We start from the raw sequence: 14,167 nt of genomic DNA on the forward strand, positions 1-14,167 counted from the left end.
TCCTAACAATTAAAGGGAGACAATTAAAAGTTTGTCCCCCTTTTTGCTGATTAAATTGTTTTCTATAAACAAATCGAATAACTGTTTCATTGAACTATCTACCTCATAACAAAGATTCATCTATAGAAAAAACCACTTAATAGATCAGCGCGCTAAAAGCTTCATATGGGAGTAAATTGTTAGTAATTTTCTTTTTGTAATTTTGGATCAAGACTTGTTTGACACGATACTTACCGATTGGAAAAGTAGTCTTTTGATCAGAAAAATTAACTACAACTAGTATTTTTTGTTTTTTTAAACTGCGTAGATATGCTAAAACATTCGGTTCCTCTGTCTCAATGACTTGATATTTCCCATAGACAATCACAGGTAATTCTTTGCGCAATTCGATCAGTTTTTGATACGTATAAAACAAGGAATCTTGAGCAGCTAATGCTGCTTCTACATTGATCTCTTCTGTATTCCCCACTGGCAACCAAGGAGTGCCTTCCGTAAAGCCACCATTTTTGTGATTGTTCCATTGCATCGGATGGCGAGCATTATCTCGCCCCTTCGAGTTGATTGATTGGATCAACTCTTCCTTCGAATAGCCTTTTTTTATACGTTCTGCATACATTCTTTGGCTTTCAATATCATCTACCTCATCAATACTCTTTACTGGATAATTGATCATGCCGATCTCTTCTCCTTGATAGATATAAGGAGTACCTTGCATAAAATGGAGGTATATCGCTAGCATTTTTCCACTGATTGTTCGATATTCTTGATCGTCCCCCCAGCGAGAAATGATTCGTGGGAGATCATGATTATTCCAAAATAAAGAATTCCAACCACAACCACCTAATTCAATCTGCCATTTAGAAAAAGTCCGATGTAATTCCTGTGGATCTAAATCCTTTAGATCCCATTTTCGCTTGCCATTCTGTTTGTCTAGATTAATATGCTCGAATTGAAAGACCATTGATAATTCTTTGCGTTCTTCTTTTGAATACAGCTGCGCAATCTTGGGCGTTGCTCCCCAAGTCTCTCCCACTGTCACTACATCATAATGACCAAAAGTTTTTTGGTACATTTCTTGCAATAAATCATGTAAAAGAGGACCATTTTTAGTAATAGATTGTTCCGGCTGTTTTCCAATCAGATCAATGACATCTAATCGAAATCCGCCAATCCCTTTCTCAAGCCAAAAATTCATCATGTCATAGATTGCTTGTCTCATCTTTGGATTTTGCCAATTCAAATCCGGCTGCTTTTTCGAATGCAAGTGCAGATAATATTGATTCACTTCGGGCACATAGGTCCATGCTGAACCGCCGAAGTTCGACTCTAATCCATTCGGTTCTTTACGCCAAACATAATAGTCGTGATAGGGACTGGTAACACTTTTTTTTGCCAATTGAAACCATGGATGTCTGTCTGACGTATAATTGATAACAAGATCCATGATGACTCTTATTCCCCTTTGTCGTGCTTCTTTTATCAGTAAATCCATATCTGCCATCGTTCCATATTCTGCGCCTATTTTTCTGTAGTCACTGATATCATAGCCATTATCATCATTAGGTGATTCATAAACCGGGCTTAACCATATCGCATTGATTCCCAGGTTTTCTAGATAATCTAATCTTGAAAGAATACCAGGAATATCTCCAATGCCATCTCCATTTGTATCTTGAAAACTTCGAGGATAGATTTGATAGATTACTGCACTTTTACACCATTTATTTTTCATCTGTTTCACTCACTATCAGAATATCTTCACCACTTTTGACCGTGTTTTTTTCAAGAATTTTTACATTAGCATATGCAGAGGAATTAGTGACAATTTCCATAATTGTATCGTCGTACCCTTCTTCTTTAAGCAATTTACGATCAAATGTACCGAGAATATCCCCTTTTTTCACTAATTCACCATATTGTCGCTGTGTCGTGAATCCGGCCCCTTTTAGATTCACTGTATCGATACCGATATGGATCAGTACTTCCGCTCCTTTCTCTGTTTTCAAGCCATATGCATGTTTAGATTCGTGGACAACTGTCAATATACCATCTGCTGGAGCATGGACTACCCCGTCATCTGGTTTGACTGCTATACCTCTTCCCATCATTTCAGTGGAAAAAACTGGATCTTTTACCTTCGTTAAAGGGAGAATCTTCCCGCTGACTGATGCAGCTAAAATTTCATCTTGCGGTTTCCTAGTCGTTTTAGGAGCTGAACTGATTGACTCAGCTGCTTCTGTTCCTTTTGATTCACCATCTGCTAGCAGTTCCATATGTTTTTTTCCATAGAAGTAAGTGCTTAAAAAAAACGATCACTATACTGATAACAATTCCGATCATGAATGAAGGAATCGAACGAGGTGCAATGGAAATAAAGCCAATGACGCTTGCCGGTCCCATCGCAACTGCTAATACGTGGAACAAGCCGATAAAGAATGAAGCAATTCCTGCAGCAATCATTCCACAAATAAACGGAAATTTCAGTTTCAAATTCACACCGAATATCGCTGGCTCAGTAATCCCCAACATAGCGGAAACACCTGCAGTGGTAGCTAGACTCTTTTGCTTTTTATTTTTTGTCAGCAGCATAATCGCCAAAGCAGCCGCTCCTTGCGCTACATTTGCCATTGAGGCAACTGGAAAGATAAAAGAGCCACCCGTTCTGGCAACATCTGCTAGTAAAGTAGTCTCGATTGCTGGAAAGCTTTGATGTAATCCGGTAATGACTATCGGCGAATAGAAGAAACGAAAGACACCTAAGCCGAAAGCTCCAGTAGTACTGTATAACCAGCTTAATCCATCAGCTAAGCCGTCTCCGACAGTACGCATCACCGGCCCTACTACTGTAAAAGTTAAAAAACCAGTAATAATAATAGCTAGCATTGGAGTAAATGTGTAGTCGAAAGCATTAGCCAACCGTTTATGGAAGAATTTTTCTAAAGTAGCTAAAATCCAAGAAACTGCAAGGACTGGAAGAACAGATCCTTGATAACCGGCTTGTGCCACATTCATTCCAAAAATATTCTAATAAGGCATCGATCCTTCTGCAATAGCATTCGTCACACTGTATCCATTCACTAAATCCGGCATGACCATCGCCATCCCCATTGCTGCTCCAAGATACGGATTGCCTCCAAAACGTCGAGTTGCTGAAAAACCTACCAAAATCGGCAAAAAAGCAAACGGCGCTGAAGCAAGTAAATTAATGATGCCAGCAAAATCTTTCACTGATGGATACAACTCAACCACTGACTGAGGACCAAACAAATCCTGTGCCGTCAAAACATTATTCAGAGCCATCAACAGTCCACCCGCAACCAATGCAGGGACAATCGGAACGAAGATATCTGACAACACCTTGATAAAGGCCATGACAGGATTATTCTTCTTATTCGATGCTACCGCTTTCAAATCGTCGGTTGAAGCTTCCTTTACGCCGGTGATCTTAACGAATTCATCATATACGTTATTCACATCACCTGCTCCGATAATGATCTGAAATTGATCATTTGCTTCAAAAGTTCCTTTCACACTTTCATTATCATCCAGAGCCTTCTGGTCTACTTTGTCTGAATCTTTTAAGACAAGCCGTAAACGTGTTGCACAATGCGCAGCTGCTTGTACATTGTCTTCTCCAAGCGCTTTGCTGATTTCTTCAGCTACTTTTTTGTAATCCATTTCATTTCCTCCTAATCCAAAATTATTGAAGCAGTAACTATAAATTTTTCTTAAGCACAATATGCCATGATTTAAAACAATTGTCAATCGATTATCAAATTTTAAATAAAATAATTTTTTATATATAAAAAAATAGCTTTTATAAGCCATTTAATTTTGATATTCGTTTGACATTTTACCAGAAAAAATATATTATAATTCCAAAAATACGTTTACAAGGAGTTTGTCATGAAACTTAAAGAAAATTGGTCACGAACGGATCGTTATCGTCCATATAAAGAATGGTCTGAAGAACATTTGCATTCCTTAGAGAAAAAAATCAATTCTTCCCATTGGCGCTTAGGCTACCATATACAACCAGTTACTGGTTTATTGAACGATCCGAATGGTTTTTCCTATTTCGACGGGAAATGGCAGCTATTTTATCAAGCATATCCGATGGGGTCTGTTCATGGTCTGAAATCTTGGTACCATCTCTCCTCAGTTAATCTGATAGATTGGAAAAACGATGGCCTCAAACTGATTCCGGATAATTCATTTGACAGTCACGGTGTGTACTCAGGTTCAGCTTTGCCGATTGATAATCAACTGTTCCTTGCATATACCGGAAATGTGCGTGATTCGAATTGGGGACGTCATTCCTTCCAGTTAGGGGCATGGATGGACAAAAATGGTAATATCACTAAGATACCGACTCCTTTAATCAGCTCCCCACCTCCGGGATATACACAAGAAATCCGTGATCCTCAGCTGATTGCTTATGATGACGGTTACTTGCTCATTGTCGGAGCACAAACTGAACAAAAACAAGGAAGAATCCTAACTTATTACAGTAAAGATCTTCAAAATTGGCAGTTTTTAGGAACTTTGGGTTTTACAGAGGAAGAAATGGGTTTTATGATCGAGTGTCCAAATCTATTATTTGTGAACGGCAAAGCACTACTGGTCTTCTGCCCACAAGGTTTATCTCACGAGATCCACTCATACAGTAATATTTACCCGAATACTTACGTGATCGGTCAAACATTTGATTTTGAAAAAAATGAGCTTTCCGACCCTACTCACATAAAAAATATAGATGAAGGATTTGACATTTACGCGACGCATTGTTTCAGTGATGAAAATGGACGAACCTTGGCAATCAGTTGGATTGGGTTGCCTGAAATCAGCTATCCAACTGACGAAGAAGGATGGGCACACTGCTTGAGCATCGTAAAAGAACTTACTATTGAAAAAGAGCAGCTCTATCAACGACCGGTGAAAGAAACAGCGCAGTTGCGAAAAGGAAAACCTTATCACTTTAGCGGTTTGGAAACCACTATTGACGCGGAAATAAATCAATATGAACTCCAGTTAGAATTCGATTACTCACAGAAAGGTACTATTTTATTGTTTGCAGATGAACAACAAAAACACGGTTTAGCACTATCCTTTGATATGATACATGGTAAAATGAGTATGGATCGCAGCCATGCCGGCAAATCTTTCGCTGAAAATTTTGGAACTGTACGTGAATTCTCAATTGAAAAGAAACCGCTGAAATTACAAATATTTGTTGATCGTTCCGTTGTAGAGGTGTTTGTAAATGATGGACAGCAAACAGCGACTGCCCGTGTCTTTCCGACAGATGATCAAACGGGCTTGTATATAAAAAGTGACAGGGAATTTAAAGGGAAATTATGGCATCTGCGGAATATGAACAAATAAAGGATGAAGAAAATGGCTGTTAAATTGACAGATGTGGCAAAAAAAGCAGGAGTCTCTCCTACTACTGTCTCGAGAGTGATAAATAATTATGGTTCTTTAAGTCAAAAAACAATCGATAAAGTGAATCAAGCAATGAAAGAACTCAATTATCAGCCGAATTCGTTAGCCCGTTCACTTCAAGGAAAAAACACCCAATTGATCGGCTTGATTTTCCCAACAGTCGCCAATCCGTTTTTTGGCGAATTAGTCGAACAGTTGGAAAGTAAATTATTTGATTTAGGCTATCGTTCTATCTTATGTGACAGTGCTAATAATAAAGAAAAAGAACGAAATTATCTCAACATGTTAGCAGCAAATAAAGTGGACGGCATCATCGCCGGCGCTCATAATCTCGGGATACAGGAGTACGAAAATATTGAGTTGCCAATCGTCTCTTTTGACCGCTATCTGGCAGACGGAACACCAATCGTCAGCAGTGATAATTTCCGAGGCGGTTATCTCGCGACAGAAAATCTCTATCTAAAAGGAGCTCGTAAAATCGCTATTTTGACGGGCTCGGAAGAATCCAACTCCCCCACAAATGACCGAATGAACGGCTATTTGAAATTTATGGATGAGCAGCAGCTAGAACCACAGATTTTTCAATTCCATTCAACTGCTCGTTCCACTGCTTTAAAAAATTTAGAAATCAAACGGATTTTGCAAAATGAAGAGATTGACAGTATTTTTTGCACAGATGATCTTACAGCTGTATTGGCATACAATCTGTGTCAAGAGCTCGATATCCGCATCCCTGAGCAATTGAAAATCATTGGATATGACGGAACAAAATTTATCCAGAATTATTTTCCGCATCTGTCTACTATCGCTCAACCAATAACGGATATTGCCGACATCCTTGTAGACTTGCTACTGCAAAGAATCCAAGATGCTGAAAAACCACTGGAATCACATTACGTTTTACCAGTAAAGCTGATTCAAGGTAAAACGACTTAACTGCAAAGGAGCAAATGTTTTATGTTATATGGAGCAATTGAAGCTGGCGGAACAAAATTTGTCTGCGCAGTAGGTACGAAAGATTTAGAAGTAATTGAAAGAATACAAATCCCTACAACCACGCCGATAGAAACGATGAATAACGTTATTGATTTCTTCAAAAAACACCAAGAACAACTGGCAGCGATTGGAATAGGTTCTTTTGGACCGATTGATATTCATCCCAATTCAGCAACATACGGATATATCACCTCTACGCCAAAAAAAGCTTGGCAGAATTTTGATTTTATCGGTTATTTAAATAAAAATTTAAAAGAACTACCGATTGTCTTTACCACCGATGTCAATGCAGCTGCTTACGGAGAATATGTCGCGGGGAATGGAAAAGGGCGTTCCACTATTGTTTACTACACGATTGGAACAGGTATTGGTGGCGGTGCCTTGCAAAATGGCACTTTTGTAGAAGGTTTCAGCCACCCTGAAATGGGACATATGCTTGTGCGCCGACACCCTGTGGATACCTTTAAAGGTGTTTGTCCTTATCATAGCGATTGCCTGGAAGGAATGGCTTCTGGACCTGCAATCGAACAAAGAACAGGCATGAAAGGTCAAGAGTTGTCTGTCGCTGATCCTTCTTGGGAATTAGAAGCTTATTACATCGCTCAATGTGTCTATAACACAACTCTTCTATTTTCACCTGATGTCATCATCTTTGGCGGAGGCGTAATGAAACAAGCACATCTGAGAGAACGAGTCCAAGAAGCTTTGGTTGGTTTGATGAATCACTATGTAGACTACCCAGCATTCGAAAACTATGTATTACCTCCAAAATTAGGAGATGATGCTGGAATCATTGGGTGTTTAGCTTTAGCATTAGAAAAATCAGAAAAAGATATCTTCTAATAAAATAAGCACGTTGTCACAACAATCTCATCAATAAGCAGGCGAAGAATCCACTTGATGCGATTTCTTCGTCTTTTTATTTACTATTAACTTATGTTCTCCAATCGGCCTTTCAACCCGATATCCTCGCCTATTTTTCTTGCCCTTAACTCTCTGTTTCCTGTACTTAACAGAGTAGAGGTGTCGTGGAATTCTTTTGTTAACTTCAAATTATGATCTTCTACAAGTTCCTACAATCTAATCTTGGTTGTTTTTTTATTCAACTTGCAACGCTAGCAAGTTCCAGTTGATTCTCTTTTCCAATTAAGTTTTGTGATATTTAAACTTCGCCTTGACAGCTTTTCTAAATATAGAAAAGAACATTTCCTTATGTCTATTATGCAACAGCTCAATTTATTTAATGTATGTTAATGATTTTGTGGAATGTCTCCTTAGACATGCTATTTCTACTATTTAATGATCAATCACTTGACCTACTAGTAAGTAGAGAGCATGCCCGAACACATTACAAAAATATCATCACTTATGATACGGAGCTGCGTATCATGAGTGAATGATATTAGGAAAACTTCATAAAATAAATCTTTTATACATTTCCACTTCTAGATGGTCATTCATGTTAGAAGAATCAAACTATTTTTTTACTGTCGTAATAATATTAAAACACTAGAACAAATCAATTAAATTCCATAAAATATAAATAATAGACCTAGCATCATCTGGTATAAAATGGATGCTAGGTCCGTTATATTTACTCAAAATTGATTCTACGAATAGATCTTCTTATCATTTCTATTTTAGTAGTCATGCGTTGTTGTTCTTCTAAAGGTGGTAATGGTATAAGTAGTTTAGATAAATTTGTACCATTTACATTTGGTTGCCCAGTTCCGTAAGAAATTTTTTCTAATAACTTCCAATATAATGGCGAGTCTAAGAAGCAGTCTACGTATTCTGATAATAATTTCTCAACTAACCTAATTCGAATCAAGTAAGAAGCAAAAACAGATTCCTCACTTATTTCCTTAACCAAGAAACTTTTTCCCATAGTTCCTCCTGTCCTTGCTATCAAAATGTCATTTTCTTCCAATCTTAAATCAACTAGTTTAGAATTACTAATATCACAGTAAGGCACACTGGACCAATTTACACGTCCCTCTTGTATATCTGTGATTCTCAAAAACTTAACATTGCCTTGTTTTTTCGCCGAATCTGTATAGCCATATTGAATCTTAGTAGAAATACTTCCTAAATAAACCCATAGTCGAACATCGCTAGATGATTTTTCTTGTCGTTCTTTATGAACAACAGTGATCATCTTGAGTTGTCCGACTATTTTTTAGTTGCAGCAATCTTTTTGGGACGCTTATTTGCATGAAGCAACGTTGCTAAGTCTAGTAATAAAACATTGGCTAACACAGGATTGGCTTTCTCGCGATACGCTGCGGCGCCACTTTCAAACAATACTGCTAGACGATCTTCTACAACAACGATTTGTTCCAAATACGGTGGAAATTTGATTCGTTTTAGGATCCGGCTAGGAGAGTCCCGCTCGGACACTAAGAGTTCCGAGGTATAAGGACCATAAGAACGACTGGCTAAGAGATAATGGCCATAAAAAGCCACACCTTGAATCTTATCAGATGTTTTTCTGCTCATTGTCACGGTTGGTTGGATTTTGTCTTTGCGGCGAATTGCTGTTTGCATTTCAGCTATCGTCGGCAATAGATAGAAAGTCAACTGTCCTTCACCTTTTAGTGTGAAGTTGCCAGATACCAGTTGATCATTGTTTTGAGTCAAATACGATGCTTGTGGAATCTCTGAGAGATCAGTTGTCAGCCAATAAGCGATTGGCTGTCCCGTCTCTTCAGATGTATCTGCTAAGATATCGATCAAACGTAAAGCGGCTACTCGTCCAGTAGCAGATCCTGTGATTGTCAACCATAAAAGTTCCCGTTTTGTATCATATACTAAGCCCCCTACATGTGGCCGTTTAGGTAAAATCAGCAGTTTGATCGGCTGTCCTGTTTCTCTATCCAGTACATGAATAATAGAATGATGCTGATGGTCATAGCAGTAGGCAGAAATAAACACAAAATCTTGAGAAAAAGCCAACCCTTGCGGCGTCATCCATTGACAAACCTCATTTTCGCCGGTTTCCGGCACCACCATTCTTGTTTCTGTTAATCCAGGAATGTTATATTGTTTTGCTTCAGCCTTTTCCCAAGCTGCTTGAACAATAGGATACCGTTTTAACTTTTTTTCAATATCCTGATGTATCCGTTGCTGCTTCCAATGCTTAAACTTTAGGACATAGTAAACAAGGAGGCCAATGACCAGCAACACTAAAATCATTATTGCTACCCGCTGTGTCATTTTTTTGCCTCCTTGTTCTATTCGATCAATCGTACATATACCGCTATTAATTACCGTAACTACATGTTTCTTTTACTAGCGTTTCTTTATAGGATCTTTCATAATCTCATTTATAGTAACATTAAGAATCCCTTATTCTACTATAGTCACTTCCACATCAATATTGCCTCTTGTTGCTTTAGAGTATGGGCAAAATGCGTGGGCTTCTTCTGCGATTTTCTCTGCTTGGTCCTTCTCAAGTCCTGGCAAAGAAACTTCTAAAACAACCTCGATTTGGTAGCCCCCATCTTCTAATTGAAATAAAGATACCCGTGCTTTGACTTCAGAATCAGACTCAAGATTATTTTCTTCCAGCATGTGTTGAACCGCGCCGTTGAAGCAAGATGCGTATCCAGCCGCAAAAAGTTGTTCCGGATTTGTCCCTTCACTATGGATTCCTGGGCGGTCGATCTTCATGTGCATACTTCCGTTTGGTGCCTCAACCTCGCCATCACGGCCTCCACGATTGATCATTGCTGTTTCGTACATTTTTTTCATTGAGATCATCCTTTCTTTCGTCGTTCTATATTAAGTGTAACGAGTATTTTTTAATCTGACAAAGGTAATGCTTGCATTCGGCGACATCAGTTAGACAACATCGATGATCAGTGATAGAAGCAGTTTATCTATACAAAAAAAGAAGGGTTCTATGATATTTGGTGTTGTTACTCAAGGCGAGTAAGGACACCAAATATCATAGAACCCAAATAGTTAAAGAAAAAACTTAATCGTTGAAAGAAGCCCAATTGCTTAAAGAAGGCAAACTGACTAATCGACGGAATCCGTGCTAATCCGTAAAGACCTGCAATTAGTAAACTAATAACTGTTAAAACAAGATAAAAATGGCTAAGCGTACCTTGACCACTTTGACGATAAAGCAGAACAAGTAACAATGGGAAAAGTAGAAAGCCTGCATAGCCTAGCCCAGAACCTATATTATGGATCCAAGTCGATAGATTCCAAGAGCTTTCATTCGTATTGATACTGAATAACCCAGTAAAAATACAATCACCTATCCCATATAAACCAACTGTTGCAACAGCAAGTATTGCAAGTGTTTTTGATGTTCCAACAAATAGGTGATACAACGCAGGCAACGAAAGAACAAAAAAAAGTCCAGATACAACTGACCAGACCAAGAAAGCACGTCTGACTGGACTATCTACGTCACCAAACACACTAATTACGGTAGTCATTTGATTCAGTTTGGGATAAAAAAGGCCAAGGATATACGGTGTCGATAAATCACTAATCACACCTAATAATAAAAAATAAAAACCATATTTTTGCAAAAAAATCATTTTCTTCCCCTACTTTTTAGTGATTATTCGATACATCCAACAATCAAATTTTTTCACATTTTAACACATATTTTTATTCTAGTTGCCTTTTGAACAATCAATAACATAAAGGTGAGTTTCTTCTACATTTTAAAAAATCGAATGGCACTGAAGAGTTCAGTTGTCAGCATCAATCTCCTACTCAAAAAGGCAAAAAAACGTAAGTCAGATGTTGTTGACATCTCACTTACGCATCCATTGATTGAAAATTTCTTAGTAAAATCTACTAGCCTAAAAATTTGAAGACTTCTTCTCGATCATACAGTTTAAATACTTTCTCGCATAAAAATTGAGTAATTAGTGCCGCAAAAACAGGGATGACTAACCAACAAAGAACAACAAGAAAGCCCTTTAGCCCTGCATCTAAAGAAGCCAACGGACCAACAAGTCCGACCACGCCGAAACCAGCAGAAGCAGGCGTACCTGAAATAGAAAATAGAGCGACAGGAATAGCTGTAATCACTGCACTAACTAAACAAGGAATAAGAATCACAGGTTTTCTAAATAGATTAGGCATCATCATCTTCATAGCGCCTAAAGCAATCGCAATTGTCACACCTGACTTATTAACCTTCCAAGAGTTCACTACTAAAACAAAAGTGGTTGCAGCTACGCCCATCGCAGCCGCACCAGCAGAAACACCATCTAGTTGGATTGCCATTCCGATTGCTACTGTTGAAATAGGAGAGATAATCAAAAAGGCAAAGGAACAACCAATCAAGATAGACATTAACAGCGGTTGTAAGGTAGTGAAGTTATTAATCAATGATCCAATTGCAGAAGTAATTGCTGTTACAAAAGGGAATAAATAAAAACCAAGTAAACCTGCACCTACACCTACAACAATCGGTGTTAACACAATCGACACTGACCCAAAACTATTTCCAATCAGTAAAATCAGCCCGACAGCAATCGATGCTGTCAGCATCGTATTAATAATATCGCCTGTACCAGCACCAACGTAAACACCCGTTTCACCCAAATCAGGTGTGAATTTGACTACACCAGAACCAACAAAAGAAGCTCCGGCTACAACCATCATTCTCATCGGATCAAATCCAAATTGTAAGGCAATCAAACCACCAATGATCAAAGGTGTTGCTAGTTGAAAAATAACTGCTAACTGTGCGATCGTTACCGCAAAGGGATACGCACTAAAATATTTTAAAATGGCACCTAATACTGCATTAGGAATCAATCCAATAATGATTCCTGTTGCTGTACCAGCGAGGACTTTATTCAGAAAAATTTTCGGTGATATTTTTTGTGAAGTTTCCATTCAATCTCTCCTTTATTTTACGTTCAAACTATCTTCTTTTGCATGGACAAGCTCAGTCAAGAAATCACAATAAGGCGTCGCAACACCATATTTCTTCCCTTTTCTAGAAATTGCGCCATTGATATAATCGATTTCTGTTAATCGATGGTTCTTAATCAAGTCTTGATACATTGAAGGATAATGTAACCCAATTGTTTCCGGGTCAAAACAAGATTCACAATGTGCAATGACTTCTGGGACATCTAGTTCAATCTTCTCTACTGCTGCTACTTTGGCAAACTCATTGACAATCGTCGCCACCATTTTATGAGCAGTCGATGTTTTTCCTAGCTCAGCCATATTAACGTCTAAGATTGTGCATAGTCCGTTCATTGTTCCGTTCACACATGCTTTGCGATAAATAGAATAGTGAATATTGTCAGAAAAATGAGCATTTAATCCTGATTCAGACAATTTGTCTGCTAATTTTTTTGCAGCTGCTTCTTTTCCATCACCTAAATTTTGTAATTCTACTGAACCACTTCCAAATAATTTGACCTGACCAGGACCTTCAAGACCTGCCGTCCACATGGTATTTCCAATATAGATATTTTCCATTGGTACAAATTTCTCAATAATATCTTCATGCCCGATACCATTTAATAGACATAAGACCTCTGTATCTTTTTTGATTAATGATTGGATATCCTGCAGCATTTTTTCCAGCTGCATCGCTTTGGTAAATAGAATAATCAGATCAACTTGATCTTCTTTTTCTACTTCGGATTGAAGAACGATTGGTAGTTTTGCTTCTACCTCTTTACCATTAAAATTTGCTTGTAATCCATGTTCTTTGATTTGTTGGACATGTTCTGCCCAGCCATCGATTAATAATACTTCGTTCCCACTTTGGTGAAGCATCAACCCAAAGCGACTTCCCATTGCGCCAGCGCCTGCAATTGCTATTTTCATTGATTCTTCCTCCTTTTTCTTTCTATTATACTTATTTGAGAATCTTTTCACAACCTCGTTTTGTTATTCTTCTCTTATTTATCATGTTTATATCCACCATTCAAGTTATTTTATCAGCAAATCAATAAAAACTGGAATAGAATCCCAATTTTATCGTAAGAGAAACTAGACTAGCAATAAGAAAATAGAAACATTCATAGAAAAAACCTCACTCCTCTGATTATAAAAGAGGGGGCATTAACCTCGTGTATACTAAAACCTTCCATTCATTCGATGGATGATTTTCTTTTTGTGAAAAAATATTCATTGTAGTACGATGTTGCGCAACACAGACGGATGGTATTGCTTATTATTTATTAAAATCGAACAATACACTTATTTAAAAACTTCTTTCCCAGATTTTCTTCCATTTTTACAGTTATAACTAGTATTATCATGAAAAATAGCCTTTTATTGTCTATGGGAATAATAATTTAAAATTGGTACTTTTTTATTAATTAGTTCATCGCCCAATAATCTCTCCAGTTTCTTAGCATCTCCTGACTCAACCGGAATCATCCAAGCCCAGTCCAAATAATTTTTTAAAATCTCATCATATTTTGCAAATATTTCATTGCCATATTCCGTCCTTAAAATTATATTTTCAGTGCCAGACAAGTGATTTGTATTGAGTTGATAAAAAAGATCTCCATCTAAAAAAATATCATTAGAAGAAGATTTCCCCACAGTAATGACCATTCCATCAGCTCTATGTGTTACATACAAATAATTGTATGACCTCATTTCACCTAATGAATCAATTATTTCTTGCCCTTTAGCTCTAATATATTGATCTCTATTACCTATCTCACTCTTATTTAACAAAAGTTTGGATAGGCTACAATTAACTAGACAGAAAAAT

11 protein-coding genes and 1 pseudogene are annotated in these 14,167 nt (G+C 37.7%); 3 read left to right on the plus strand and 9 right to left on the minus strand.

Annotated elements, in window-relative coordinates:
• Positions 1 to 136: 136 nt before the first annotated feature.
• Positions 137 to 1,732, minus strand: a complete 1,596-nt coding sequence (locus HMPREF2961_RS12445; RefSeq protein WP_025477384.1) for a glycoside hydrolase family 13 protein — start codon at positions 1,730 to 1,732, stop codon at positions 137 to 139.
• Positions 1,722 to 3,678, minus strand: a pseudogene (locus tag HMPREF2961_RS12450) (sucrose-specific PTS transporter subunit IIBC). The gene HMPREF2961_RS12445 and the pseudogene HMPREF2961_RS12450 overlap by 11 nt, the downstream one beginning before the upstream one ends.
• 228 nt (positions 3,679 to 3,906) lie before the next feature.
• Between HMPREF2961_RS12450 and HMPREF2961_RS12455 the strand changes: the two are divergent.
• Genes HMPREF2961_RS12455 through HMPREF2961_RS12465 form a run of 3 tightly spaced genes read left to right on the plus strand, consistent with a single transcriptional unit; the run spans position 3,907 to position 7,284 of the window.
• On the plus strand, positions 3,907 to 5,385 hold the full coding sequence (locus HMPREF2961_RS12455; RefSeq protein ID WP_044382675.1) for a sucrose-6-phosphate hydrolase: 1,479 nt from the start codon (positions 3,907 to 3,909) through the stop codon (positions 5,383 to 5,385).
• Positions 5,386 to 5,397: 12 nt separating this feature from the next.
• Positions 5,398 to 6,381: a LacI family DNA-binding transcriptional regulator gene (locus HMPREF2961_RS12460; RefSeq protein ID WP_002316030.1), complete on the plus strand. Its 984-nt coding sequence runs from the start codon at positions 5,398 to 5,400 to the stop codon at positions 6,379 to 6,381.
• 21 nt (positions 6,382 to 6,402) lie between these two features.
• The gene (locus HMPREF2961_RS12465) at positions 6,403 to 7,284 is read left to right on the plus strand and encodes an ROK family protein (RefSeq protein WP_002292294.1); all 882 of its coding nucleotides are present in this window, start codon (positions 6,403 to 6,405) and stop codon (positions 7,282 to 7,284) included.
• A gap of 751 nt (positions 7,285 to 8,035) precedes the next feature.
• Here HMPREF2961_RS12465 and HMPREF2961_RS12470 read toward each other — a convergent pair.
• The 7 genes from HMPREF2961_RS12470 to HMPREF2961_RS12500 all read right to left on the minus strand — a co-directional run.
• Complete coding sequence (locus tag HMPREF2961_RS12470) at positions 8,036 to 8,599, minus strand: restriction endonuclease subunit S (protein WP_002294754.1); 564 nt, start codon at positions 8,597 to 8,599, stop codon at positions 8,036 to 8,038.
• Between the two features lie 14 nt (positions 8,600 to 8,613).
• Positions 8,614 to 9,657: a YncE family protein gene (locus HMPREF2961_RS12475; RefSeq protein WP_070704876.1), complete on the minus strand. Its 1,044-nt coding sequence runs from the start codon at positions 9,655 to 9,657 to the stop codon at positions 8,614 to 8,616.
• Positions 9,658 to 9,789: 132 nt separating this feature from the next.
• On the minus strand, positions 9,790 to 10,194 hold the full coding sequence (locus tag HMPREF2961_RS12480) for an organic hydroperoxide resistance protein (protein ID WP_070704879.1): 405 nt from the start codon (positions 10,192 to 10,194) through the stop codon (positions 9,790 to 9,792).
• A gap of 167 nt (positions 10,195 to 10,361) precedes the next feature.
• A complete protein-coding gene (locus HMPREF2961_RS12485) occupies positions 10,362 to 10,997 on the minus strand; it encodes a DUF998 domain-containing protein (RefSeq protein ID WP_002294761.1) in 636 nt (211 codons plus the stop codon).
• A gap of 265 nt (positions 10,998 to 11,262) precedes the next feature.
• Positions 11,263 to 12,315: a PTS sugar transporter subunit IIC gene (locus tag HMPREF2961_RS12490; RefSeq protein ID WP_002316133.1), complete on the minus strand. Its 1,053-nt coding sequence runs from the start codon at positions 12,313 to 12,315 to the stop codon at positions 11,263 to 11,265.
• Positions 12,316 to 12,327: 12 nt separating this feature from the next.
• The gene (locus HMPREF2961_RS12495; RefSeq protein ID WP_002291914.1) at positions 12,328 to 13,266 is read right to left on the minus strand and encodes a 2-dehydropantoate 2-reductase; all 939 of its coding nucleotides are present in this window, start codon (positions 13,264 to 13,266) and stop codon (positions 12,328 to 12,330) included.
• A 450-nt stretch (positions 13,267 to 13,716) separates the two neighbouring features.
• The coding region (locus tag HMPREF2961_RS12500; RefSeq protein WP_256277991.1) for a hypothetical protein at positions 13,717 to 14,167 on the minus strand (451 nt) is incomplete at its 5' end.

Origin of the sequence: Enterococcus sp. HMSC076E04 (genome assembly GCF_001814285.1) — a bacterium.
Classification (GTDB): domain Bacteria; phylum Bacillota; class Bacilli; order Lactobacillales; family Enterococcaceae; genus Enterococcus_B; species Enterococcus_B lactis.